Raw genomic sequence first — 24,991 nt, forward strand, 5'->3', positions numbered from 1 at the left:
TTCCGTGTCCACCGGTGGCCGAATGCGGAACAGCGCCGGACCGCTGGGGTCTAGGGCTGCGCGTCCGCGGGCGATCGGACCGGCGCGACGTTGAGGTTGGACAGGACGCCGACACCCGGACGGTGGCGGGTGGTGGGTTCGGCGTCGGTGCCGAGGTCGGCGAAGGTGGGCTCGAAGTCGAACAGGGCGGCCAGGACCGCCTCGGCGGTGGCGGCACCGGCGATCGAGTCGCGGTTGGAGACCCCGCGTTCGGCCACCCGTACCCGGATGTCGGTCGGATCCCGGTCGAGGATCTCCATCGCCTGCCCCCACAGCGCCCCGGACGCCGACTCCGGGGTCAGCCGGAGCAGTCCGATGGCGAGGTCGGGGCGGCCGAGCCGGGCGAGCCCGTGCGCGGTCACCCCCGGCCAGGCGCCGAACGCCCCGCCGGCCCCGTGGTCCGGCCGGTCGGAACTCTCCGCGACCGGATCGTCCTTGGCCAGCGCCCGCATCCAGGTCCCGGTGAGCAGGTGCCCGGTGACGAAGTCGACCATCTCCCGGCGCCGGGTCGGGCCGAGTTCGGCGTGCAGCGCCGAGGCGACCAGCCCGAAGTCGAGGCTGTGGCCGATGGTCTCGGTCCGGTCCGGATGCCGGACCGACCACCGGCCCCCGTCGACGTACAGGTCGAGGACGGCGGCGGCGAGCGTCTCCGCCTCGCCCTGCGCCCGTGCCGCGTCGTCGGGTCGACCGCGCAACCGGTACAGGCCGGCGAGGGAACGCATCATCGTCACGTAGCCGGCGTTGAGGGAGGCGATCACGTTGATGTAGTTCGGTACGCACTCCAGCACCCGCCAGGCGTCGTCGCCGAAGTCGGCCAGCACGCCGCCGGTGGCCGTACGACGCCGGTCCCGCCAGCCGTACGCGAGCCGCTCCACGTGGTCTGCGACGGTCGCCGAACCCGCCCTCTCGTCGAGGAATCCCAGGTCACCGGTGACGCAGACGTAGTGTTCGACCAGCCGGAACAGGGACAGGTCGGTGGACGCGTACTCGTTGCCCAGCGGGCCGCCCCGCCGGGTGTCGAAACCGAACGAGTCCCGGTACGGCCCGCCCAGCGCCCGCAGCAGCCACGCCCTGAGCCCGACCGGTTCGAGCAGCGCGTACATCCGGCTCCACTCGCTGTGGTCCCAGTAGAACGTGGTGGTCGGGCCGAGCCGGGGTCCGCCGGTCAGGAAGACCGGTTCGGTCGGGCTGGCGTTCAGGTTGCGCATGTAGAGCACGAGCAGGGCGCCCATGTAGTAGGCGCGGCCGAGCTGCGGGTCGTCCGCCCGGAAGGTGGGCAGGTGCCCGCTGAAGTCGCCGTTGTCGGGGGTGAACATGTTGCGCCAGTGCCGGCGTATCCCGTACTCGGTCTCGGCCATCGTCTCGTCGAAGGTCGCCGCGGCACCGCGGGCCGCCCCGGTCACCTCGGCCGGGTCGGTGCCGTAGGCGCAGACCACCCCGAGGGTGCGGGTCTCGCCGGGTGCGAGCGCCAGGGACCAGGTCGCCCGCGCACCCGCGCCGGTGACGCTCAGGTCGCCGGGCGCGGTCGAGAAGGCGTACGCCGCCCGCGCGGCCGAGTGGGTGTCGGCGGTGACCGCGACCCCGTCGGTGATGGTGGTGCCCCAGCGCCGGGACCGCGACCAGTGTTCGGTGGTGGTCGCGACCGGGGTGCCGTCGAGCAGCAGGGTGACCCGGTGGTTGGTGAGCAGGACGGCGATCCGGTGCCAGGCGCCGGTCACCAGCGGGGTGTCGGCGTGCTCGACCTCGCCGGAGATGCCGAACCAGAGCCCGTCGGCGTCGATGCCGAGTTGGAGCGAGTCCGGGTGGTTGCCGTGGGTGAGGATGACACCCGGCTCGGTCAGCGTGTCCGGCCGGAACTCGAAGCTCAGTACCAGGCCGTCGCGCAGTTCGAAGCCGTCCAGGTCGACCCGGGTGGTCGGCTCCAGCTCGACCGGGTCGGCGAACTCGAAGACCGTACCGCCGTCGGCCGGGCCGCAGTGCAGGTTCCGGATCCCACCACGGGCCGCGTCCCGGTGCGGGTAGACGGTGTCCTCGCTGACGTGCCGGGGCAGCTCGTACTGCATCAGCATCGGCGCCCGGTCCTCGTCGCGCTGGATGCCGGGCAGGCGGGGGCGGCCGAGACGGACCCGCCGGGGGCCGGGGCCGAGCAGGTACGGCGCCCCGTCCCGGGCCGGGCGGGTGGCGTCCCGGATCCGTTCCAGGGTGATGAAGTCGTGGTGGTCGCCGTTGGTCCAGGGCACGTCGTAGAGCCAGCCCCAGCCCACCTCGGTCGCCGTGAGCAGCGCGAACAGGTCCTGGGTGACCGTGTACGTGGCCGCCGAGTCCTGCTCGTTGGTGACCTGCACCCGCCAGAGCAGCAGGTTTCGCGACAGCGCCATCCGGGTGTCGGTGCGTACGGACACCCGCTCGCCCCGGTGCTCCCGCTGAACGCCCCACGGCTTCCACCGGAAGCGCTGGGCGTCCGGCACGACGCCGTCCACCCGCAGTACCCCCGTGTGGTAGCCGAACGAGTACGGCGGCGCGGCCAGCCAGGACAGTGAGGTCAGGTCGTGGTTGACGTGCCCCTGCCCCTGTTGGTTGCGCAGCGAGGGCAGGTGGGCGAGTTCGGCGGCGTCGACCCACTCGCCGGCCACCTCGTCCAGGTCCGGTACGCCCACCGGCAGCGTGCCGTCGTCCCGTACGCGACGGGTGGGTTGCGCGGTCGTGGTCACTTGGTCGACCCCGCGGTCAGGCCGGCGATGAACTGCTTCTGCACGGCCAGGTAACCCAGCACTGGGACGATCGCGGCGAGGAACATGATGCCGAACAACTGCCCGTAGTCCACGGAATACTGTCCAATCGTCAGGTACAGGCCGGTGGTGATGGTCTGACCCTGCAACGGGCCGAGAATGAAGAGCGGGTTCAGGAAGTCGTTCCAGATCCAGAGCGACGAGAAGATCGCCACCGTCGCGGTCGCCGGCCGGACCAGCGGCATCACGATCTGCCACCAGATCCGTACCCCGCCGGCCCCGTCCAGGCGGGCCGCCTGGATGACCTCCTCCGGCACGGAGCGCATGAATCCGACGTAGACGAAGACGGCGAAGGAGAGGTAACCGCTGCCCAGGTTGGACAGGATCAGGCCGGGGTAGCTGTGGTCGAGACCGACCCAGGTGAGGATCTTGATGGTGGGTAGCAGGATCACCTGCGGCGGAACCATCAGGCCCGCGGCGAGTGCGGTAAGCACCAGCGCCCGCGCCCTGGTCCGGCGTCGGGACAGGTAGAAGCTGAAGGCGGCGGCCAGCGGGATCAGCAGCACCACCGAGCAGACGACGGTGATCAGTGAGTTGCGCAGGCCGAGCTGGATCAGGTTGTCCGGCCGGCCGAGCGCGGTGCTCAGGTTGTCGATGGTCGGCGGGATCGGCAGCGACGCCGGGCTGCGCAGGATGTCCGGCTGGGCCTTGAACGCGTTGACGATCATCAGGTAGATCGGCGCGACGAAGACCAGGATGACGGCGGCGGCGACGAGCACGCGTATCCGGGGTCGGAGCCGGCGGATGGCGGTCACAGGTTCACCTCTCGGCGGCGCAGCACGTTGGTCACCGACAGCGCGATCACCGCGGAGAGCAGGAGCAGCACCATCGCGACCGAGGAGGCGTACCCGAACCGGTCGGAGGTGAAGGCGAGCTGCACGATGTAGAGCGCGGTGGACTGGGTGGAGTTGGCCGGACCGCCGCCGGTCAGTACGGCGATCACGTCGTAGAGCTTCAGCACGGTGATCAGCGAGATGGTGACGCTGATGGTGGTTCCTGGGGCGATCATGGGCCAGATGACCCGGGTGAACCGCTGCCGGCGGTTCACCCCGTCCAGGGCGGCCATGTCGTGCAGTTCCAGCGGGATGTTCTGCAACGCGGCGAGGTAGACCACGGTGGTGAAGCCGGTGAGGATCCAGGCGACGACGACCCCGATGGAGAACAGAGCCGCGTTCGGGCTGCCCAGCCAGGCGAACGGTTCGTCGATCAGCCCGAGTCGTTGCAGGACGTGGTTGAGCAGCCCGTCCTGGGTCAGGATGGTCTGCCACACGAAGCCGACGATCACGCCGGAGAGGACCTGGGGCAGGAAGGCGACCGTACGCATCACCCGGTAGCTGAGCGTGGTCCGGTTGAGCATCATGGCGAACAGCACGCCGACGGCGTTCGCCGCGACGGTCACGCCGACGGCCAGGATGAGGGTGAAGACGAGGCTCGCCCGGAGCTGGGTGTCCCCGACCGCCTCGCGGTAGTTGTCCAGGCCCACGAAGCTGCTCGTGGCCCGCAGCGGGTTCTCGTTGGTGAAACTGCTGCGCAGGCTGAGCAGAAGCGGCAGTACGAGAAAGCACACGTACAGTCCGAACGCGACCGCGGCTATGGCGAACAGCCCGCGGTTCTCCCGGCGTACTCCGCCGCGCCTGCGTGCTCGACTCGTCCGAGTCAAGATGTCACTTCCTTAGCCCGGGTCGGGGTCCGGCGAGGAACCCCGACCCGGTTGGTCCGGTTGCCGGTGAGGGATGGTCGGGGGCGACTACTTGGTCGCGGTGTCCCAGGCCTTGTCGAGCTTGGTGAGTTCGCCCTTGACGTCGGAGCTGGTGAACAGCGCCTGGCTGGCGGCGTAGAAGTCGTTGTTGACCCCCGGCGGCAGCGCGTCGTCGTTGGTGGCCCAACTGATCGAGCTAACCTTGGTGTTCTCGTCGGTGACGTACCTGTACGAGTCCTTGAACACCTGGGTCACGGTCACCCCGTAGTCGTCCAGGGTCTTGTCCTTGAGCATCGGGAAGGCGCCGTCACCCTCGATCAGGGCCTTGAGGTTCTTCGGGTCCAGCGACCAGGCCTGGGCGAACTTGGTGGCGCCGGGGATGTCCCTGCTCTTGGCGCTGATCGCCATCGAGCCGCCGACGGTGAACGGGATGACCAGTGAGCCGTCGTCGGTCGGCCACGGGAAGACGCCGAAGTTGTCCGCCGTCTCCTTCGGCACCGAGCCGAGGAACCAGCTACCCATCGGGTACATGGCGGACTTGCCGCCGGTGAACCGGGTGATCGAGTCGGCGTACTTCACGCCGAGGGCGCCCTTGTCGAAGTACCCGTTGCCGACCAGGGTGCGGTACTTGTCGACCGCGGTGACGACGTTGTCGTCGGTGAACTTGACCTTGCCGGCGTACCGGTCCTGGAGCCAGTTGGGGTTCTTGCCCAGCACGTCGGCGCTGATGATGCCGACCAGCGGCATGCCGGCCGCGAACGGGTCGGCGCCGCCCAGCTCGATCGGGTTGACCCCGGCGGCCTTGAGCTTGTCGCAGACGGCCAGGAACTCGGCCCAGGTCTTCGGCGGCTGCACCCCGGCCCTGGTGAAGAGTTCCTTGTTGTAGAAGACCTGGGGGATGACCTGGGAGTTGGTCGGTGGGATGTAGACCTTGCCCTTGAGCGCGTTGCCCTCGGGCAGCAGGAAGTTGGCGTTCACCCAGGTCTGGTCGTACGGCTGGAGCAGGCCGGCGCCGACGAAGTTCGCCGGGGTGATCGACTGGAGCAGGTCGGGGAACTGGCCGGAGGCCTGGAGCTGCTTGGCGTACGCGTCCCGGTCGGTGTTCGGCGAGGTGATCCGATTGATCTTCACGCCGGGTGCCTGCTGCTGGGCGGAGGCGATCGAGTCGTTCCAGAAGGTGGACGTGAGGCTGGGCGTCTCGAACGTCAGGTAGGTCAACGTGCTCTCGCCGCCGCCGCTGCTGTCGCTGCTGGAGCAGGCGGTGGTGAGGGCGAGCGCGCCGATGAGGCACGCCGCCAACAGGGGCTTGCGTATCAAGGAGGTCCTCCTGGCGATCATGGTGGGGGGTGCTGGAGTACCAGGCTGGCTCGCGGGGCAGACCCCGGGAGGGTTCCAGGGTGGCGGGTTGAGATAACGTTATCCCGAGGATAGGAAGTTTCCGGGGCGTGTCAAGACTGTTGCTCTGATCGAAACTGAGCAGGTGCGGCACCGCAGTCCGCAGGGCGAGAGGGAGAATCACGGCGATGACTGAGCGTATGGCACAGGACACCGCCGGGCACCGCCGCCGCAAGCGGCCGACCATGCGGGACGTGGCCCGGGAGGCCGGGGTGGCACTGCGTACCGTCTCGCGGGTGGTCAACGGTGACCCGACCGTCGGTCCGCACCTGGTCAGCCGGATCCGGGCGGCCATCACCGCGCTCGACTACGAGCCCGACGAGCGGGCCCAGCAGTTGCGCCGGGGGGTCAGCGGGACCATCGGGGCGGCGGTCCGCAACCTCGCCGACGCCCACCCGGTGCTCAGCGCCGTCGACCAGGCGGCGCGGGCCGCCCAGCTCACCGTCCTGGCGATGTCGACCGAGGACGAGGAGCAGCGCGAGCGCGAGGCGGTGATGTCCATGTGCCGCCGCCGGGTGGACGGCATCATCCTGGAGCCGATCAGCGTCACCCACCAGTACCTGGCCGCGGAGGTCGCGGCCGGAATGCCGCTGGTCGCGGTGGACCGGCCGACCGGTGGGCTGGCCGCCGACACCGTGCTCTCGGACAACGCCGGCGGCATCGGCCTGGCCTTCCGCCACCTGGTCCAGCACGGTCACCAGCGGATCGCCTACATCGGCGACCACGAACGGATCTTCACCGGCCGGGAACGGGCCGCCGCCTTCCGGGCCTGTGTCACGGCGCACGGCGGCCCGCTGGACGGCATGGTGCACCCCGGCGCACTCGAACCGGCCCGGATCGCCGCCGCGCTGGAGACCGCCCTCGGTGGCCCGGCGCCGGCGACCGCGCTGATCACCGGCAACGCCACCGCCACGGTGGAGGTGCTCCGGCGGCTCGGCGCCGACGCCGGCCGGCTCGCCCTGGTCGGCTTCGACGACTTCCTCCTCGCGGACCTGCTCCGCCCGGCACTCACCGTGGTGGCGCAGGACAGCGCCGCGATCGGGCGGACCGCGATAGAGCTGCTCCTGGCCCGGTCCGCCGACCCCTCCCGGCCGGTACAGAGCGTGACCGTGCCGGTGGAGTTGATCCCGCGCGGTTCCGGCGAGCTGCGCCCGTAGCCGCAACGGGGTCCCTGTCCGGGTCCGGGACCGGGTCGTAGGCTGGCCCCCGTGCCCCCGCCCCGAACGCCGCAGTGCAACCTCCGCGCAACCGGCCGGAGCCGGACGGGAGGACCGTCGGACGACCGGCGGGCGATCCGATCGTGCAGGCACCTCGGAACGGGTTCTAGATAACGTTATTCCCACGGTCCGGACTCGCGCGGTCGCCGCCCGCCCCGGACCCGTACCTCCGGAAGGGACGGATCCATGGAAGACGTCCGGATCGAGTTCGACGTAACCGCCGGGATGCGCGACGGCACCGTCCTGCGCGCCGACGTCTTCCGGCCCGCGCAGGGCGGCCCGTGGCCGGTGCTGCTCGTCCGGACGCCGTACAACAAGCAGGATCCGGGCATCTTCGCCGGACTCAACCCGCTCGCCGCCGTCCGTCGCGGTTACCTGGTGGTCATCCAGGACACCCGTGGGCGGTACCGGTCCGAGGGGGAGTGGGAGCCGCTGCGCCACGAGCAGACCGACGGGTACGACTCCGTACGCTGGGCCGCGACCCTGCCCGGCGCGAACGGCCTCGTCGGCATGTACGGCCCCAGCTACCTGGGCAACGCCCAGTGGATGGCGGCGGCCGGAAAGCCACCGGAGCTGACCGCCATCGCACCCGCCTTCACCTGGTCGGAGCCCTTCGACGGGCTGTTCGGCCGGGGCGGGGCGATCGAACTCGGTCTCGGCGGCAACTGGTCGCTGCAACAGGGCGCGAACCAGCTCGGCCGCCGGTTCCGCGACGCTCCCGGTGAACGTGACCGACGACTGGTCGCCCTGGTGGCCGAGCTCGACTCGCTGGCCGACGGCGGATACTGGGAACTGCCCGCCGACGCGTTCCCGGCCTTCGCCCGGCACGAGGTCCCCGACCTGGGCTACCAGCGGGCGCTGTCCGACCCGGAAGCGGTGGCCTCCTGCCGGGTGTCCGACAAGTACGACCAGATCGACCTGCCCACCCTCAACATCGGTGGCTGGTACGACGTCTTCCTCCAGGGCACCCTGGACAACTACGCCGCGATGGCCGCCGCCGGTAGGCCCGCCCGGTTGGTCGTCGGACCGTGGTCGCACCGCAGTCAGGGCGGCCACCAGCAGGGCGAGGTCAACTTCGGGCTGGCCGCCAACGAGCGCAGCCTCGACCTGCGGACCACCCTGACCGACCTGCAGCTCGACTGGTTCGACCGGTGGCTGCAGCCGGACCGCCCGGTCGGACCGGAACAGCCGGTGCGGCTGTTCATCACCGGCGTCAACCGGTGGCGGGACGAGCCGCAGTGGCCGTTGGCCCGAGCGGTGGACACGCCCCTGTACCTCGGCCCGGACGGGACCCTCCGCGACGAACCGTCCGGACCCGAGACCGCGCCGGACACGTTCCGGTACGACCCCGCCGACCCGGTCCGTACGCACGGCGGTCAGATCCTGATGGCCGGCGAGTATCCGCCCGGCCCGTTCGACCAGGACCGGATCGAGCGCCGGGCGGACGTGCTGGTCTACACCGGCGCTCCGCTCACCGACGACCTGGAGGTGACCGGGCGGATCCGGGTGGCGCTGGTCGCCGGGTCGACCGCTCCGGGGACCGACTGGGTGGCCCGGCTCTGCGACGTCGACCCGGACGGCGTCTCCCGCAACCTCACCGACGGGATAGTCCGGGTTCGCGCCGAGCCGGGGGAGCCGGGGGAGCACGAGATCGACCTGTGGTCGATCGGGCACGTCTTCCGCCGTGGGCACCGGGTGCGGGTCCAGGTGACGTCGAGCAACTTCCCGCGCTGGGACCGCAACCTGAACAACGGCGGGACCGGAACGGCGATGATGGTCGCGGACCAGACCGTCTACCACGACGCGACCCGACCGTCCCGGATCATCCTGCCGGTGGTACCGCCGGCGGACCCGAGCTGAGTGCCGAGCCCGTGCCCGAGCCGGGTGCAGCCGACTCGGGCACGGTGATCTACGGGGTGGACGGGATGACTAGACGGGCCGGGACGTGACGATGATGCCGATGCACATCTCGTCGCTGGTGCCCTCGCCCCAGACCACGTAACGCGGCGGCAGGGGCTGCAACTGGGGTATCTGGCGCCGGAGGTTCGCGTCGTGGGTACAGGTCACCCGGTACCTGTCGCCCGCCTTGACGGCCACCGGGGCGACCAGGGGCTGGATCGCCTGCGAGTCGAAGTCGTACGCGGGAATGTCGAGCAACGTACGCGCCTGCGGGGTGTCCGGGTTCAGCTCCACCTTGATCGACCGTCCGAGCAGGTGCATGTGCCCGGCGAGGGCGTACAGCGTGGCGGGTTTGCGGATCTCCTGGTCGCAGTGCTGGGTGGCCCCGGCGACCGGAGCCCGCCCCCCGTTGCAGTACGTGTTGAGCTCGTCGACCGCCGCCCCGGCGGCGTCACCGAACCGGGACCTGACGTCGGCTACGGCGGCCTGCCGTTCGCAGAGCGGCCCGGACTCGCCGTCGGCGCACGGCAGCTCGACCGGTGCCGAGATCACGTCGGTGGTCAGCGACACGAAGTTGGCTCCGCCGTCGGTGAGCCGCAGCCGGATCCCGGACCGGTCGGAGCCGACCGCACCGGCCTGCGCACCGAGCAGGTTGTAGTGGACCTGCATGACGAGCTGGCTGCCGGGTGTCATCGGATAACCGAGGTCGGGCGCGAGCAGCGTCTCGTTCGCGCCGGGCGCCCAGTGGGCCACCCAGGCCAGGTCGTCTCCGATGCCGCTGTTGCCGAAGCAGGTCCAGCCCTCGCCCGGCGTACTGTCGTCCAGTTCCCGGGCCTCCTTCGCGCTCTGCGGGCCGACCCGGAAGAAGATCGCGTGGTGGACGAGTTCGGTGTTCTGGGGCAGGAACTGGCTGCCGGTCAGGAAGGCCGGGTTGGTCAGCCCCGGATCGACCAGGAAGCACCGGTACTCGTCGGTGCCGCCGTTGGGGGCCGCGGGCGTGTACGGCCGGGGCATGGACAGGTTGACGAAGCGCTCCCCGTCGCGCAGCGGGGCCGCCGCCGGTGGGTCGAAGCGGCTGTCGTGCCCACCGTGTCCGGCACCGCTGGGCGAGGGCTTTCCGGCGCCGGATTCGCCGGGCCCGGGACTCAGCGAACAGGACGTGATCAGCAGGAGTACGGCACCGAGTAGGGCGGCTGTGCCGAGGGAGCGCTGGACAGGTCGGACGATTTCCATGGCTGCCTCCGGTCGGGCTGGGGAATCCGTTCAAACGGATCAGGCACCACCCGCTGTGAGCGGGCTATGTCGCTCTGTGACCGGGCGCCAGCGTACCGGGCGGACATTAAGGGAATCTCCGGCGACACTTTCGATGTCGTACATCGGACAAAGCGGGGGATAAAAGCGAGTTTTTCCCATGTATTGATCGGCGTTACAGGTCCGAGGGGAAGTACCGGTCCGTCAGTGCGTTGTGGAACGTGCCGGTGGGGTCGTAACGATCGCGCAGCCGGCGGAAGTCATCCCAGCGCTCGTAGAGGTCCCGCACCACCTCCGGCTCGGTGCCGAAGAGCTTGCCCCAGTGCGGTCGCGCCCCGTACGGCGCCAGCACCTCCTCGATCGCGGCCAGCACCGGGGTCACCGCCGGGGTGTCCTTGACCCAGGTGAAGTGGACGGCCACACTCTCCCGCCGGTAGCTCGGGCTCAGCCACAGGTCGTCGGCGGCGATCGTACGGATCTCCGAGATCTGCAGCACCGGTGCGATCAGGTGCCGGATCGTGGCCAGGGCGTCCAGTGCGGACCGGGCCTCGGACCGGGGCACCAGGTACTCCGACTGCAACTCCTCGCCGCTGCTCGGGGTGAACTCCAACCGGAAGTGCGGCAGCCTCGCGTGCCACGGACCCGGTACGCCGAGTTGCTCGGTGCAGTTCACCGCGGACACGCCCGGCACCGGGTGCAGGGGCTCGTCGGCCAGGGTCGCCCCGTACCAGACCGGCGGTACGGCCGCCGCGTCGAACCCGTCGACCCGGAGCTTGCGCCAGACCTGGTTGATCCGGTCACCGGTCCAGTCGGTGAACAGGCTGACGCTGTACCCGCCGCCGAGGATCTCGTCGAAGTGCTCGCGCAGCAGTTCGCCGGGCAGGTCTCGGTAGACGTACTGGCGCAGGTCGTAGGTCGGCTCGATGGCCAGGGTCAACGCGGTGACGACGCCGAGCGAGCCCAGCCCCACCACCATGCCGGGGAAGTCGGCACCGTCGGCGTTCCGGCTGACCGTGACCAGCTCACCGTCGGCGGTGACCAGTTCCATCGCGGAGACGGCGGTGGCCAGACCACCGTTGTGCTCACCCGAACCGTGGGTCCCGGTGGCGCACGCCCCGGCGACCGAGATGTGCGGCAGCGAACCGAGGTTGTGCAGGGCGTAGCCCTCGGCGTACAGGCGGGCGGCCAGCTCGCCGTAACGCATCCCGGCGCTGACCGTGACGGTCCGGCGCTCCGGATCGATCTCCGCCCGCTCCGGCAGACCGGCGACCGAGACGAGATCCCCCGGGGTGTCCGCGATCCGGTTGAACGAGTGGGCGGTGCCGAGGGCGCGTACCCGCTCGCTGCCGGCGACGATCCGCCGCAGTTCGGTCACCGAGGAGGGGCGGTGGAACCGCCGGGCGCCGAACGTTATGTTGCCGGCCCAGTTGGTCCGGGGTCCGCTCGCCGGGTCTGGCGTCGGGGCGGCTGTCGGTGCGGGCGTCATCGGCGGTCCTGTCTGCGCGCGGTGGACCGGCCCCGCCGAGGTGGAGCCGGCGTGTGCCGCCAGGGGGCGCGGCGGCACACCGTACCAAGATTGCCCCGTGCACAGGTGCGCGCCAACCTGGTCGGTGACACGATCACCGGGCGGATCGGATGGCCGGGGCGAGACCGGCACATCCGGGGGCGCCGGCTACACCGCCGGTGCCGGGAAACCGTGTACGACCCTGATCGACATCCCTCGAAAGAAGGCAATGATGACCACACCCTCGACTCCCGGAGCCGGCGACCTGCCACCCGGACCCACCGGCAAGCCGGTGCTCCCCGCGGCCGGCGGTGCCGTACCCGAGTTGGCGCCACCCACGGTGACCGTGGCGACGTACCCCGACTACGCCTCGGCCCAGCGCGCCGTCGACTACCTGTCCGACAGCGGGTTCCCGGTCCAGCACACCGCGATCGTCGGCACCGGCCTGCGGCTGGTGGAGAACGTCATCGGCCGGCTGACCACCGGCCGCGCGGCGTCGGCCGGTGCGGCCAGCGGCGCCTGGTTCGGTCTGTTCATCGGGCTGCTGTTCGGCATCTTCAGCAGTTCGGGCTGGCTCGGTGTGCTGATCGCCTCGGTGGTCATCGGCGCGGTCTGGGGCGCGATCTTCGGCGCGAGCGCGCACGCCATGACCCGTGGCCGGCGTGACTTCACCTCGCGCAGTTCACTCCAGGCCGAGCAGTACGGGATCGCGGTCGACGCGGAGCACGCCGAGGAGGCCCGTCAGCTCATCGTCCGGCTGAACTGGCGTTCCAGCGAGTCCGGCTCGGCCGGTTAGCCCGCTCCGCCCGTACGCCCGACACACCGGGGCCGCGCGACCGGAACGGTCGCGCGGCCCCTTCGTGTCCCGGCCCCGGTCTGCCCGGCCGGACCGCTCCCCGGCTCGGATCCGCGAGCCCAATTGTCGTGTTGCGTGGTTTTGTGCGTGTCAGGTGGTTCATAGTGATTTGGGAAATATCGGGAGCGCCCTGACCGCCACCTCCGAGCATTTCGAAAGGCAACCCACCATGCACGTCCTGATGACGGCGGCGGGCAGACGTACCGAGCACTGGACCGAACTGTTCGCCGCGCTCTGTGACCGGCCCGAGGTCACGCTCACGGTGCTCGCGGCCGACGTCTCGGCGTCGACCCACCGGCGCCTGGACCGGTTGGCCCGGTTACGACCGAACCTGCGCTACCACCTGGTGTCGCACCTGCTGGGCGAGCACCGGACCGGGCACCTGGCATCGGGGCTGTTCCGACCGGGAACCGGCCGGCGGCTCGGCGGCCGGCACCCGGACGTCGTACACGTCATCGGGGAGGCCACGTACCTGACCAGCTGGCAGGCCATCCGGATGCGGCAGCGACACTGGCCCACCGCACCGCTCACCCTGTACGCGGCGCAGAACGTCGTGACGCGGTTCCCGGTGCCGTTCCCGCGACTCGAACGGCAGGCGTACGACAGCATCGACCACGCCTTCCCGATCACTCCGGCGGCGCTCGGGGTGCTGCGCGCCAGGGGATACCGGGGGCCGGCGACGATCGTCCCGCTCGGGGTCGACACCGCCCTGTTCCGGCCCCGTCCGGCGACCCGACCGCAGGCGCGACGGTTCACCGTGGGTTTTGTCGGCCGGCTGGAGCCGTACAAGGGCGTGCACGACCTGCTCCGGGCCGTGGATCTGCTCGACTGCGACCTGCTGGCGGTCGGCGGCGGCAGCCTGTATCCGGAGATCGAGCGGACCGCCGCCCGTCGACCGGGCCGGATCAGCCTCGCCGGCTGGACCGACCACGCCGACCTGCCGGAACTGTTGTCCCGGATGGACGTGCTGGTCCTGCCCTCGATCGAGGTGATCCGGCGCGGCCCGCTGCGGTGGACCGGTGTCCCGCAGCGGGAGCAGTTCGGCCGGGTGCTGCTGGAGGCGATGGCGTGCGGCGTACCGGTCGTCGGCAGCGAGGTGGGCGAGATCCCGTACGTGATCGGCCCTGCCGGTCTGACCTATCCCGCCGGTGACGTGGTGGCCCTGGCCGACCGGCTCGCCGCGCTGCGTGACCATCCCGACCTCGCCCGACAGTTGGCCGGCCGGGGGTTACGCCGGGCCACCGACGAGTTCAGCTGGGCGGGAACCGCCGATGGCATGTACCACGTCTGGCAGGAGTTGACCGGCGCCGGGCGGCAGTTGGCCACCGCCCGAGGACCCGATCGGCCCACCGGGCCGTGACCACCCGGCGGTGGCGACCGCCGCGCGACAACCAGTACCGCAGAAGACATCTCAGCGAAGGAACGACGATGACCGATTTCCTGTCCCCGGCGCAGGTCGCCGAGCCGACCACCGACGATCCCCGTCAGCTCTACCTCGACCTGCTCAAGAAGACCCTGACCCGGTACGCCTTCGGGGAGACCTGGACCCCGTTCCAGCCCCGCCGCCGGTCGTTGCGGGGGGCGGTGTACCGCCGGGGCCAGCGGTTGCTGCACCAGCGGGGGATGGAGTTGGTGCTCCGCTTCCCGTTCGACGCGCAGGCGCGCGAGGTCGGCCGGGACTGCCCGCCGGACGCGGAGACCATGATCGGCCTGCACCGACTGGACAACCTGGAGCACTGCGTACGGGACGTGCTCGAACGCGGCGTGCCCGGTGACCTGATCGAGACCGGGGTGTGGCGTGGCGGCGCCTGCATCTTCATGCGCGCCATGCTCAAGGCGTACGGGGACCACGACCGTACGGTCTGGGTCGCGGACTCGTTCCGTGGCCTGCCCAAACCCGACCCGCGCCGGGTCGAGGACGTCGAGGACGCACTGTGGAGCGTGCCCGTCCTGGCGGTGTCGATGGACCAGGTCAAGGGCAACTTCAGCCGGTACGGACTGCTCGACGACCAGGTCGGCTTCCTGCCCGGATGGTTCAAGGACACCCTGCCGACGGCACCCCTCGACCGGATCTCCGTGATGCGCCTCGACGGCGACCTCTACGAGTCCACCGAGGTGGCGTTGCGGTCGCTCTACCCGAAGCTCTCCGTCGGCGGGTACGTCATCATCGACGACTACCACGCCGTACGCGGCTGCCGCCAGGCCGTCGACGACTTCCGCGCCGAGTTCGGCATCACCGACGAACTCCGCCAGGTCGACTGGACCTGCCGCTACTGGCAACGCACCCGCTGACCAGCGCCGACGGCGCCGCCGCCCCGTCGATCTAGGGCAAATACGTGTGGTCGGAGATCAACAAGCGCGTATTTGCCCTAGGTCGACGAGCGCTGCGGGGTGAGTTGGGCGGCGAGGTCGTCGAGGGTGTTGAGGCCACGGCCGGTGCCGGAGAGGTCCAGCTCGACGTCGTACTCGTTCTCGATCGCGTCGATGAGCCGGAGCAGGCCCAGCGAGTCCACGCCCAGCGCGACCAGGGAGGCGCCGCTGACCAGCACGTCCTCGGTCCCGACCGCCCCGTCCGTGACCTCGTGGATCAGCTCGGCCAGCCGTCGGCGCAACCCGTCGTCCCCGGTCATCGTGGCGCCCCCGAACGTCGTACGAACTCGGCGATCTCCCCGATCGTCGGGGTGTCGAAAAATACGTCCAGCGGCACCTCCACGCCCAGGTGCTGGTGGATCCGGCCGCTGATCCGGGTGATCGTGAGCGAGTGACCGCCGAGGTCGAACAGGTCCTCGTCCAGACCGATCTCACCGATCTGGAGCACGTCCTGCCAGATCACCCGGATCCGCGCCACGACCTCGTCGGTGTCGCCGTCGGCCTCGGCCTCGGCGTCGGTCGGCGCGATCTGCGGGGTGGTGGCGCGTTCACGGGCCGGCTCGGGCAGCGCGGCCCGGTCCAGTTTCCCGTTCGGGGTGAGCGGCAACCGGTCCAGGAACACCCACGCGTTGGGCAGCATGGCGGCGGGCAGCGTCCGCGCCAGGTGCGTACGCAGTGTCGCCGGTTCGGGTGGGGCGCCCCTGGGCACCACGTACCCGACCAGCCGCGCCTCGGTCCCGTCGGCTCCGTCACCACGCAGCAGTACGGCCGCCGCGACGACGTCCGGATGTGCCGACAGTCCCGCCTCGATCTCGCCCAGCTCGACCCGGTGCCCACGGATCTTCACCTGCTGGTCGGCCCGTCCGACGAAGTCGAGCCGACCGTCCGGCAGCCGGGTGACCAGGTCACCGGTGCGGTAGAGCCGCGCCGACCCGGCCCCGAACGGGTCGGGCAGGAAACGTTCGTCGGTGAGGTCGGGTTGGCGCAGGTAGCCGTCGGCCACGCCCCGACCACCGAGGTACAGCTCGCCCGGCACGCCCACCGGCAGCGGACGCAGGTGGTTGTCGAGCACGTACGCGCGGACGTTGGGCAGCGGTCGGCCGATCGTCACCCGGTCCGGGTGCTCGGGCAGTTCGGCGACGGTGGCGTAGATCGTCGCCTCGGTCGGCCCGTACCCGTTGAACAGGCGGGTGGTCCGACGCCGCAGCTCACGGGCGAGCGGCAGCGGCAGCGCCTCGCCTCCGGCGAGTGCCACGACCGGGAACCCCGGTTCCCGGCCGAGGCCCGCCTCGAGCAGGACCCGCCACCCGGACGGGGTCGCCTGGACGTGGGTGATCTCCTGGTCGCGGATCAGCCGGCAGACGGCCGCGCCGTCCGCGGCGTGGGTGTTCGACGCGACCACCACCCGGGCGCCGGTCACCAGCGGCAGGAACACCTCGACGGCGGAGATGTCGAACGACAGCGAGGTCAGCCCGAGCCAGCGGTCGGCGGGTTCACCGCCGAGCAGGTCCCGCAGGCCGAGCAGCAGGTTCGCCAGGGCGTCGTGGCGGACCGCGACGCCCTTCGGTCGACCGGTCGAGCCGGAGGTGTAGAGCACGTAGGCGACGTCGCCCGGACCGGGCCGGGGTCCGGTCTCGGGGACCGTCGGGTCGGCGGGGTCGAGGTCGTCGACGGTGAGCACCGGTAGGTGCGGATCGAGCGCGGCGGCGGCCGACGCGGTGGCGATGACCAGCGCAGGGTCCGCGTCGGCGAGGATCATCGCCTGCCGGGTGGGCGGGTAGACCGGGTCGACCGGCACGTATCCGGCGCCGCAGCGGAGCACCGCGAGCAGCGCCGCGACCGCCTGCCACGACCGGTCCAGGCAGACCGCGACCAGCCGGCCGGCACCGATTCCCCGCCCGCGCAACACCGCGGCGAGCCGGCCGCTGGTCGCGTCGAGTTCGGCGTACGTCAGCCGCCGGTCCCCGTCGACCACCGCGACCACGTCCGGGCGTTGCCGAACCTGGGCGGCGAAGAGCGCGGGGACAACCGCGTCGGCGGGGTAGTGGCGCTCGGTGCTGTTCCACCCGTGCACCAGATCCGACAGCTCACCGGGCGGGAGCAGGGGCACGGTCGGCATCGGCCGGTCCGGGTCGTCGACCACCGCCGACAGTACGGTCCGCAGGTGCGCCCCGATCCGGTTGACCGACTCCCGGTCGATCGCGGTCGGGCTGTGCTGGAGGCTGACGGTGACCGCGTCCGGACCGTCGACGATCTGTACGTGCAGCGCGTTGCGGGCCGTGTCGTTGAACATCGTCCACTCGACCGTGGTGTCCGGAACGGCGAAGTCCGGGGCGGGGCCGCGCCGCCGGTAACCGACCGACACCGGGGTCAACGCCGGAGCCGGGCGCAGCCCCCCGACCGCCTGCGCGAGCGGTACGTGGCGGAACCGGTACAGGTCGCGTACGCCGGTCCGGACCGCCCGCGCGTAGGCCCGGAACGTGGCCTCCGGTGCCGGCGGGTGCACCGGCAGTTCGTTGACGAAGAGCCCGACCTGCCCGGCGGTCGCGGCGGTACGGGTGGACAGCGCCACGCCGACCGGGAGGTTCGGGTTGCCGTACCGGTCCAGCAGGGTGTGCACCGCGGCGAGCAGCAGCTCGAAGCGGGTCACGCCGATGTCGTTGGCGGCACCGTCGACCCGGGCGACGAGGTCCGGGTCGAGTACGAATTCGACACTGGCACCGGGCTCGGCGGCGGTCGGCACCCGGTGCAGGCCGGGCAGCAGGACATCGCCGGGTGCCGACCACCGGGCGGCCCAGTGTTCCCGGGCACCGGCGAGATCGGCGGTGACCCGGTGCTGCTCGGCCGCCGCGTGCCCCGCGTACGGGTCGGGGGCGGGGCCGAAGTCGACCGGCTGGCCATCGACCGCCGCGCGGTACGCCGACGCCAGTTCGCCGAGCAGCACGTCCTTGGACATCCCGTCGAAGACCAGGTGGTGGGCGGTGACCAGGAGGAGGTGCTCGTCCGGTGCACCGGACAGCAGGGTGAACCGGGCCAGGGGTCCCCGGCGCAGGTCGAACGGTCGAGTGAGTTCCGCGCGGATCCGCCCGTCGGAAAGCTCGCCGGTGGTCAGCGCGAGTTTCTCCACGGCGGGGACGAGCCGGGGTACGCCCTCGGGGTCGGGTTCGACCGCCGTGCTCAGCACCTCGTGCCGGCCGATGACGGCGGTGCACGCCTCGGTCAGCGCGTGGCGGTCGAGCCCCGCCCCGAACCGGACGCCGAGCGCCAGGTGGTACGCCGTGCCGGCCACTCCGGCCTGCTCGGTGAACCAGACGGCGTGTTGGGCGTACGTCGTCGCAGCGGTGTTCACGGGCCCTCCGAGGGGTGGCGGTGCGGGGTCGTCCGGGTCTGTTCGAGTTGGCCGACCAGTTGGCGTTTGAGCACCTTGCCGGCCTCGTTGCGGGGTAGCTGGTCGAGCACCAGTAGGCGGGTCGGAAGCTGGTAGTCGGCGAGTCGCGTGGTGAGGAAGGCGCGCAGCGCGGGCAGGGAGAGGTCGGCGGCCGGGGTCTGCGGGTGGGGGACCACCACGGCGGCCACGGTGCTGCCGAGCACCGGGTGCGGGATTCCGACGACGGCGGTCTCCGCGATCCCGGTGTGCTCGTACAGAGCGGCTTCGATCTCCAGGGTGGAGATCTTGAACGCGCCGGACTTCACCACGTCCTCGTGCCGGTCGGCGAGGTAGAGGTAGCCCTCGGCGTCCATCCGTCCGACGTCGCCCATCCGTACCCACTCGCCGTGGAAGGTCGCCCGGCTGGCCTGCTCGTCCCGGTAGTACGCGCGCGGGTGCCGGCACCGCAGCCAGACCTGCCCGGTGGCGCCCTCGGGCAGGGGGCGCCCCTGCTCGTCGGCGATCATCAGGGCGCCCGCGGCGGCCCGGCCGACGGCGTCCGGGCGGGCCGGGTTGAAGATCATCGTGGTCTGTGCGGGCGCCGCCTCGGTCGAGGTGTAGTAGTTGACGATCACCGCGTTCGGGAACGCGGTGGCGAGCCGGGCGGCGACCGCCGGGGCCAGCGGCGCGGCCGTCGACCCGATCAACTGCACCCCGGAGGTGTCCCGTCCGCCCAGCGCACCGGAGTTGAGCAGCTCGATCGCCATCGACGGGACGACAAAAACCGTTCCGGTGCCGGGGGATCCGATCAGCCGGGCGAACCGGGCCGGGGTGAACTGCGGCAGGGTCAACGCGGTCGGCTTGGCGGTGAGCGCGTTGAACAGCATCGTCTGGGCGGCGTTGGTGCCGATCGCGAACGCGTGCAGGAACCGCTCGGAGTGCGCCAACGCCAGCCGTCGGGGATGGCTGGGTGCGGCCACGGTCAGGTTCGCGTGGGTCGCCCCGACACCCTTCGGCCGGCCGGTCGTCCCGGAGGTGTAGAGGATCTGGGCCAGGTCCCCGGGACGTACGACGGGGCCGGGGTGCGGTTGTGGTGCCGCCGTACCGGCCGCGACCAGTTCGGCGACGGTGGCGACCCGTACCGGCGCTGCTGCCGGCGTCGTACCGGGGCCGTGGATCAGGGTGGTGGCCGCGCAGTGCTCCAACGCCTGCCGTACCTGGGTGGCGGCGAGCCGGTCGGAGAGGGGAACGGCGACCCCGCCGGCACGCTGCACCCCGCAGTACGCGACCGCGAAGTCCACCCAGTCCGGTGCACCGAAGAGCAGCCCGACCCGGTCACCGGCACCCAGTCCGCGTTGCCGGAGTGCGGTGGCCACCGCACTCGCGCCCGCGTCCCATTCGGCGAAGGTGAGCGTCGCGACCTGGTGCACCTCGATCGCCACCCGGTCCGGATGCACGGCCGCCCGCCAACTCAACACCTCGGGTACGGTCCGGCCGGCGGATGCGCCGTCGTTTGTCACGCGGTGTGCCTCAATTCGACGAAGACGCCAGAGGGCCTCCCCGTGTCACGGCCGCATCGTTGGTCTGTTGGTCGGTCAGCGGTTCGCCGTACCGTCGCTCAGTGTTAGGTCGGCGTTCCGATTCGCAGTGTGCCCGCTGCGGCCGGTGGCGGGGATCGGCCGAACGGGGCAGCGGATTGGAACCGAAACACTGATGCCCTCCACATAGGACGAATTCGCCGGGAACGCGCTTTCCTTTGTCTGCGCGCACGAGCAGGGGAGCGGCACCCGGCGGCGGAACCGGCCGCTGGCGATAACATCTGGCACCGGACGATCCCGTGCCGCAGCCACCCGTGGCCGTCACGCACCGACCGTCCGGGCCGTACGGAAACGTCGTTGGAGGAGCGCATGAGGCGGGTGGCGGAACCGGTCGGCTCCGAGTCGGAGCACCTGGTCCACGCCGACTTCACCGGCGGTCGTGCCGGAACCGCGCCGGTGACCTGGGGCCAGCGTTCCATGTGGTGGACCATGGACGACTTCCGGTCACGCAACAGTTTCCTCAACCTCTGCCGGGTGGTGACCGTGCCCCGGCGCTCTCCGGCGGACGTACCGCACGTGGCCGAGGTGATCGGCACTCTGGTCACCCGGCACGAGTCACTGCGGACGCGGGTACGCCCCGTCGACGGCGAGCTGCGGCAGGAGGCGTACGCCTCCGGGCGGCTACCGCTGCTCGTGGTCGACGCCGACGCCCGGCGTACCGATGACCCGGACGGGCCCGACGACGACGGCGCCGGGCTCGCCGCCCAGGTGTGCGAACGGCTGGGCCGCGTTCCGTTCGACCACACCGAGGAGTGGCCCCTGCGGGTGGCCCTGGTGGTGGTCGGCGGCCGGGTACGCCGGATCGTGCTCGTGCTCAGCCACTCCACGGTGGACTTTCACGCCACCGAGACCGTGCTGCGCGACCTGCGCCTCCTGCTGGTACGCGGCAGGATCGACACCCCGCCGGGCCTCCAGTCGATCGACCTGGCCCGCCGGGAGGCCGGGGCGCAGCGCCGTCGCTCGGACCGGGCGATCTCCTACTGGACCAAGCAGTTCGGGAGCCTGCCGGAGGGTGGGTTCGCGGCGACCGGCCCGGCGCACACCCCTCGGTACCGGGGACTGACGATGGTCTCCGAGGCGGTCGACCTGGCCAGCCGGATGATCGCCGCCCGGCACCGGGTCAGCACCTCCACCGTGCTGCTCGCCGCGACCGCCGCGCTGACCGTCGGCGGGGACGAAGCCCTCCGCTGCGGGCTGGTCAGCATGGCGAACAACCGTTTCCAGCCCGGACACGACGACGCGGTGGCCAAGCTCAACCAACTCGCCCTCATCGCCGTCGACCTCGCCGACCGGCCGTCCTTCGCCGGGCTGTTGCCCCGGGCCGGGCAGGCCGCGATGGACGGTTACCGGCACGCGTACTACGACCCGCCCGCGATGCGGCGCGCCTTCGGCGAACTGGGGCTCGACTACCTCACCATGCTCGGCCCGTACTGCCTGGTCAACGACATCCGGCTGCCCGGCGATCCCGGTGCCGCCGGCCCGGATCTCGACGAGCGGGCGCTGCGGGCGACCCTGACCCGGACCACGCTCACCTGGTCCGAGCCGGCGAACAAGTTCGTCTGGCGGTGCCGCCTCCAGATGGTCGACGCGCCCCGCGCGGTCGGCCTCGTCCTCACCATCGACACCTGTTACCTGCCGCCGGACCGGGCCGTGGCGCTGCTGCACGACATGGAGGAGCTGCTGGTCCGGGCGGCGGTCGATGAGGTCCCGTGGCCCTGGCGGCCGGGTGGGGGAGTGGCCACGCCCTGACCCCGTCGGGCGGGGCACCGTTCACAATCCCGGCCACCGGTTCGCCACGACCGGCGGCTAGGTTGAGCTGATGCATGATCGTCTCGGGCCGGAGATCCCGGCCGGTCCGGCGGGCCGGCGGTCGCGGGGCCCGAACCGGTGGCGGGGCCCGAACCGGTGCCGTTGGCCGAAGCGAGGGCGCGGCCCGAAGCGGTGGCGCCGTCGACCCGGCCGCCGGTGACGATCCGCTCCCTCGGGCCGACCGTCTACCTGCCGACCGTCATCTACAGCCTCGGACAGGGCGCGGTCGCCCCGGTGGTCGTACTCTCCGGCACCGCCCTCGGCGCCTCGGCCAGCGCCGCCAGCGTCCTGGTCGGCCTGATCGGCGTCGGGCAGATCGTCGGCGCCGTACCGGCGGGAGCGTTGATCGCCCGGATCGGCGAGCGGCCGGCGATGGTCTGGTCCACCGCCCTGGTGGTGCCGGCACTGCTCGCCTGTGTCTTCGCCACCTCCGTCTGGACGCTCGGTGTCGCGGTGGCCGGGATCGGGCTGGTCGGCGCCGTCTGGGGAGTGGCCCGGCAGGCGTACGTCACCGAGGTGGTGCCGTACGAGCTGCGCGCCCGTGCCCTGTCCACCCTCGGCGGGGCGGGCCGGATCGGCGCCTTCATCGGCCCCTTCGTCGGGGCGGCGACGATGACGGTGGTCGGCACCGACGGCGCGTACTGGGTGCACGTGGTCGCCGCCACCGTGGCGGTGACAGTGCTGCTCGTCCTGCCCGCCCTCCCGGTCGACCGGGCACCCGGTACGGCACCGGCGAAGGTCCGTACGCTCGCCGTCGTCCGCGACAACCTCGCGGTGCTGCGGACCCTGGGCCTCGGGGTCCTCCTGGTCGGGGCCCTGCGCGCGTCGCGCCAGACGGTGATTCCGCTGTGGGGAGCCCACCTCGACCTGGACCCGGCGACGCTCAGTCTCGTCTTCGGGGTCTCCGGCGCGGTCGACATGCTGCTGTTCTATCCGGCAGGGCGGGCGATGGACCGGTGGGGGAGGCGGGTCGTCGCGATCCCGTCGATGTTCCTGCTCGGGCTGGCGCACGCGCTGCTGCCGCTGGCCACGACCGTTGTCGGCCTCGCGGCGGTGGCGATGCTGATGGGGCTGGGCAACGGCCTGAGCAGCGGACTGATCATGACCCTCGGCGCGGACGTGTCACCGGTGGTCGGCCGGGCTCAGTTCATCGGTGCGTGGCGGCTCTGCGCGGACCTCGGCAACGGCGGCGGGCCGCTGCTGATCGCCGCGGTACTGACGATCGGGCCGCTGACCGCCGCCGTGTTGACCATGGCCGGGGTGGGTGCGGCGGCGGTCGCCGTGCTGCACAGGTGGACCCCGAGACCGGCGGTGGTCGACTAGGTTGCCCCGTAGTGGTCGACGAATCCGCCTCGCGGCCGGGCGGTCGGTACAGGCATGCTGAGCCGACCACCGACGGGGGAGGCGTGGCGTGCAGCGTGACCATGTGGTGTTACGAGCCCGATCAGCGATGGCCGTACTCCTGGCCACCGTCCTGGTCGGGGCCGGCTGCGCCGACCGGGACGAGCCGGGTCCGGACCGGCAGACGCGCGTCGACCAGGCGTTGCAGCGGTACGCGGACGGGGCGCTCGGGAAGGATGGCGTCTCGACGACGCCGACCCGGCACCTGCTCGCCGGCACCGACGAACTCGCCGGCGGCACCGAGGTCACCCTCTGGGTGACCGACCCCGTGGCGAGTTCCGAAACCACCCCTCGCTGTTACTACCTCGACCTGGAGGAGCAAAGTGGCTGGGTCAGCGGGTTCGGTGGCTGCGGCGGCACCGACGACCAGGTCACGCTCAACCGGAGCAACGAGATCGTGTTCGGCACGGTCGGCCGGTGGCCCGCCGCCACCGTCCGGATCAGCAGGGGCGGCCCGTCGACCGACATCACCGTGACCGGCGGCTGGTTCCTGGTGCCGAGCGGGCTGACCGGCGTCAGCGACAGCAGCTACTCGATCGAGCTGGTCGACGCCGACGGCCGGACCATCTGCACCGTACGGAACCTGACCCCACCGGCGAGCGTCACGCCGGTGACCTGAACCATCCCGCCCAGGTCACCGCCCCGGCAGGGAAGGGGCCTGTGCGAGGATGCGGCCGTGCGAGCGGTGGTGTTCGAGGAGTTCGGTGGCCGGCCCGAGGTCCGTACGGTGGCGGATCCGTCCCCGCCGGTCGACGGCGTCGTGGTACGGGTCGAGGCGACGGGGTTGTGCCGCAGTGACTGGCACGGCTGGCAGGGCCACGATCCGGACATCCGCCTGCCGCACGTGCCGGGTCACGAGTTCGCCGGCGTGGTCGCCGAGGTCGGTGCCGGGGTGTCGGGAGTACGGGTCGGCGACCGGGTCACCGCCCCGTTCGTCTACGGCTGTGGCCGGTGCGTCGAGTGTCTTGCCGGACAGCAGCAGGTGTGCGCGTTCCAGACCCAGCCCGGCTTCACCCAGTGGGGCTCGTACGCCGACTACGTCGTGGTGGACCACGCGGCGGTCAACCTGGTTCCCCTGCCCGACGAGGTGGACTACCGGGTCGCGGCGGCGCTCGGCTGCCGGTTCGCCACCGCCTTCCGGGCCGTGGTGAGCCAGGGCCGGGTGGCGGCCGGCGAGTGGGTGGCGGTCTTCGGCTGCGGTGGTGTGGGGCTGTCCGCTGTCATGATCGCCGCCGCGAGCGGAGCCCGGGTGGTGGCCGTGGACCTGGCCGAACCGGCCCTGGCACTGGCTCGCGAGTGCGGTGCCACGGCCACCGTGAACGTCGCCGGACTGGCCGGACCGGCGCAGGTCGCCGAGGCCGTACGCGACCTCACCGGTGGGGGCGCGCACCTGTCGGTGGACGCGCTCGGCAGCCACGACACCTGCGTGGCCGGCATCCGGAGCCTGCGCCGTCGGGGGCGGCACATCCAGGTCGGGCTGCTGCCGGCCGTACTCGGTGCCCCGGCCCTGCCGATGGACCTGGTGATCGGCGCCGAGCTGGAGGTACGCGGCAGCCACGGGATGGCCGCGCACGCGTACCCGGCGCTGCTCGGTCTGATCACCGGCGGGGTGCTGGACCCGGCCCGCCTGGTCACCGGTGCGATCGGCCTGGACCAGGCTCCCGAGGCACTGTCCACGATGGACCGTCCCGGTGCCGCAGGCATCCGCCTGATCGAGCCCTGACCATCCGCATTGTCGGGCTCCAGAGGTGAGATTATCGGCGGCCCGACCCGGTAAAAGGCGGTCACCGGGTGACG

Annotated in this window: 18 protein-coding genes; 9 read left to right on the top strand and 9 right to left on the bottom strand. The window is 71.6% G+C overall.

All coding sequences use genetic code 11. The annotated features are described in order from the left end of the window. Positions 1-50 precede the first annotated feature (50 nt). The 4 genes from OIE47_RS30150 to OIE47_RS30165 form a co-directional block, all read right to left on the bottom strand. Positions 51-2,750 (bottom strand): laminin G domain-containing protein, encoded by a 2,700-nt coding sequence (locus tag OIE47_RS30150; RefSeq protein ID WP_326557909.1) that lies wholly within the window; start codon positions 2,748-2,750, stop codon positions 51-53. After that, complete coding sequence (locus OIE47_RS30155; protein ID WP_326557910.1) at positions 2,747-3,583, bottom strand: carbohydrate ABC transporter permease; 837 nt, start codon at positions 3,581-3,583, stop codon at positions 2,747-2,749. The genes OIE47_RS30150 and OIE47_RS30155 overlap by 4 nt, the downstream gene beginning before the upstream one ends. After that, the gene (locus tag OIE47_RS30160) at positions 3,580-4,488 is read right to left on the bottom strand and encodes a carbohydrate ABC transporter permease (RefSeq protein ID WP_326557911.1); all 909 of its coding nucleotides are present in this window, start codon (positions 4,486-4,488) and stop codon (positions 3,580-3,582) included. Before OIE47_RS30160 ends, OIE47_RS30155 begins: the two co-directional genes overlap by 4 nt. A gap of 87 nt (positions 4,489-4,575) precedes the next feature. Next, positions 4,576-5,844: an ABC transporter substrate-binding protein gene (locus OIE47_RS30165; RefSeq protein ID WP_326557912.1), complete on the bottom strand. Its 1,269-nt coding sequence runs from the start codon at positions 5,842-5,844 to the stop codon at positions 4,576-4,578. Positions 5,845-6,050: 206 nt separating this feature from the next. Here OIE47_RS30165 and OIE47_RS30170 point away from each other — a divergent pair, with 206 nt between their 5' ends. Further along, positions 6,051-7,079, top strand: coding sequence for a LacI family DNA-binding transcriptional regulator (locus OIE47_RS30170; RefSeq protein WP_326557913.1), 1,029 nt, complete (start codon positions 6,051-6,053; stop codon positions 7,077-7,079). A 246-nt stretch (positions 7,080-7,325) separates the two neighbouring features. Then, positions 7,326-8,999, top strand: coding sequence for a CocE/NonD family hydrolase (locus OIE47_RS30175; RefSeq protein ID WP_326557914.1), 1,674 nt, complete (start codon positions 7,326-7,328; stop codon positions 8,997-8,999). 69 nt (positions 9,000-9,068) lie between these two features. Here OIE47_RS30175 and OIE47_RS30180 read toward each other — a convergent pair whose 3' ends face one another. Together OIE47_RS30180 and OIE47_RS30185 are read right to left on the bottom strand one after the other, a co-directional pair. Further along, positions 9,069-10,271, bottom strand: coding sequence for a monooxygenase (locus tag OIE47_RS30180; protein WP_326557915.1), 1,203 nt, complete (start codon positions 10,269-10,271; stop codon positions 9,069-9,071). A 193-nt stretch (positions 10,272-10,464) separates the two neighbouring features. Continuing rightward, complete coding sequence (locus OIE47_RS30185) at positions 10,465-11,775, bottom strand: D-arabinono-1,4-lactone oxidase (protein WP_326557916.1); 1,311 nt, start codon at positions 11,773-11,775, stop codon at positions 10,465-10,467. Between the two features lie 250 nt (positions 11,776-12,025). Here OIE47_RS30185 and OIE47_RS30190 point away from each other — a divergent pair, with 250 nt between their 5' ends. The 3 genes from OIE47_RS30190 to OIE47_RS30200 all read left to right on the top strand — a co-directional run bounded on the left by OIE47_RS30190 (position 12,026) and on the right by OIE47_RS30200 (position 14,941). Next, positions 12,026-12,589, top strand: a complete 564-nt coding sequence (locus OIE47_RS30190) for a general stress protein (protein ID WP_326557917.1) — start codon at positions 12,026-12,028, stop codon at positions 12,587-12,589. Positions 12,590-12,818: 229 nt separating this feature from the next. Then, complete coding sequence (locus tag OIE47_RS30195; protein ID WP_326557918.1) at positions 12,819-14,009, top strand: glycosyltransferase family 4 protein; 1,191 nt, start codon at positions 12,819-12,821, stop codon at positions 14,007-14,009. 68 nt (positions 14,010-14,077) lie between these two features. After that, positions 14,078-14,941, top strand: coding sequence for a TylF/MycF family methyltransferase (locus OIE47_RS30200; RefSeq protein WP_326557919.1), 864 nt, complete (start codon positions 14,078-14,080; stop codon positions 14,939-14,941). Between the two features lie 77 nt (positions 14,942-15,018). Here OIE47_RS30200 and OIE47_RS30205 read toward each other — a convergent pair whose 3' ends face one another. Genes OIE47_RS30205 through OIE47_RS30215 form a run of 3 tightly spaced genes read right to left on the bottom strand, consistent with a single transcriptional unit; the run spans position 15,019 to position 19,906 of the window. Further along, a complete protein-coding gene (locus tag OIE47_RS30205; RefSeq protein WP_326557920.1) occupies positions 15,019-15,279 on the bottom strand; it encodes an acyl carrier protein in 261 nt (86 codons plus the stop codon). Then, positions 15,276-18,368 carry a non-ribosomal peptide synthetase gene (locus tag OIE47_RS30210; protein ID WP_326557921.1) on the bottom strand — a complete coding sequence of 1,031 codons (3,093 nt, stop codon included), beginning with the start codon at positions 18,366-18,368 and terminating at the stop codon, positions 15,276-15,278. The genes OIE47_RS30205 and OIE47_RS30210 overlap by 4 nt, the downstream gene beginning before the upstream one ends. Continuing rightward, complete coding sequence (locus tag OIE47_RS30215) at positions 18,365-19,906, bottom strand: class I adenylate-forming enzyme family protein (protein ID WP_326557922.1); 1,542 nt, start codon at positions 19,904-19,906, stop codon at positions 18,365-18,367. The genes OIE47_RS30210 and OIE47_RS30215 overlap by 4 nt, the downstream gene beginning before the upstream one ends. A gap of 387 nt (positions 19,907-20,293) precedes the next feature. Between OIE47_RS30215 and OIE47_RS30220 the strand changes: the two genes are divergently transcribed. From OIE47_RS30220 to OIE47_RS30235, 4 genes are all read left to right on the top strand, one after another. After that, positions 20,294-21,733 carry a condensation domain-containing protein gene (locus OIE47_RS30220; RefSeq protein WP_326557923.1) on the top strand — a complete coding sequence of 480 codons (1,440 nt, stop codon included), beginning with the start codon at positions 20,294-20,296 and terminating at the stop codon, positions 21,731-21,733. A gap of 216 nt (positions 21,734-21,949) precedes the next feature. Then, the gene (locus tag OIE47_RS30225; RefSeq protein ID WP_326557924.1) at positions 21,950-23,116 is read left to right on the top strand and encodes an MFS transporter; all 1,167 of its coding nucleotides are present in this window, start codon (positions 21,950-21,952) and stop codon (positions 23,114-23,116) included. A gap of 88 nt (positions 23,117-23,204) precedes the next feature. Further along, positions 23,205-23,813, top strand: coding sequence for a hypothetical protein (locus OIE47_RS30230; RefSeq protein ID WP_326557925.1), 609 nt, complete (start codon positions 23,205-23,207; stop codon positions 23,811-23,813). A gap of 57 nt (positions 23,814-23,870) precedes the next feature. After that, positions 23,871-24,917 carry a zinc-dependent alcohol dehydrogenase family protein gene (locus tag OIE47_RS30235; RefSeq protein ID WP_326557926.1) on the top strand — a complete coding sequence of 349 codons (1,047 nt, stop codon included), beginning with the start codon at positions 23,871-23,873 and terminating at the stop codon, positions 24,915-24,917. Positions 24,918-24,991 lie beyond the last annotated feature (74 nt).

The sequence above is a fragment of the Micromonospora sp. NBC_01796 genome (genome assembly GCF_035917455.1).
In the GTDB taxonomy this organism is placed as follows: Bacteria; Actinomycetota; Actinomycetes; order Mycobacteriales; family Micromonosporaceae; genus Micromonospora_G.

Bases quoted from the DNA above. Each gene is read 5' to 3' on its own strand.
- OIE47_RS30190 (WP_326557917.1), top strand. From the start codon at position 12,026: ATGACCACACCCTCGACTCCCGGAGCCGGCGACCTGCCACCCGGACCC.
- OIE47_RS30220 (WP_326557923.1), top strand. From the start codon at position 20,294: ATGAGGCGGGTGGCGGAACCGGTCGGCTCCGAGTCGGAGCACCTGGTC.
- OIE47_RS30195 (WP_326557918.1), top strand. From the start codon at position 12,819: ATGCACGTCCTGATGACGGCGGCGGGCAGACGTACCGAGCACTGGACC.
- OIE47_RS30185 (WP_326557916.1), bottom strand. From the start codon at position 11,775: ATGACGCCCGCACCGACAGCCGCCCCGACGCCAGACCCGGCGAGCGGA.
- OIE47_RS30175 (WP_326557914.1), top strand. From the start codon at position 7,326: ATGGAAGACGTCCGGATCGAGTTCGACGTAACCGCCGGGATGCGCGAC.
- OIE47_RS30205 (WP_326557920.1), bottom strand. From the start codon at position 15,279: ATGACCGGGGACGACGGGTTGCGCCGACGGCTGGCCGAGCTGATCCAC.
- OIE47_RS30200 (WP_326557919.1), top strand. From the start codon at position 14,078: ATGACCGATTTCCTGTCCCCGGCGCAGGTCGCCGAGCCGACCACCGAC.
- OIE47_RS30170 (WP_326557913.1), top strand. From the start codon at position 6,051: ATGACTGAGCGTATGGCACAGGACACCGCCGGGCACCGCCGCCGCAAG.
- OIE47_RS30180 (WP_326557915.1), bottom strand. From the start codon at position 10,271: ATGGAAATCGTCCGACCTGTCCAGCGCTCCCTCGGCACAGCCGCCCTA.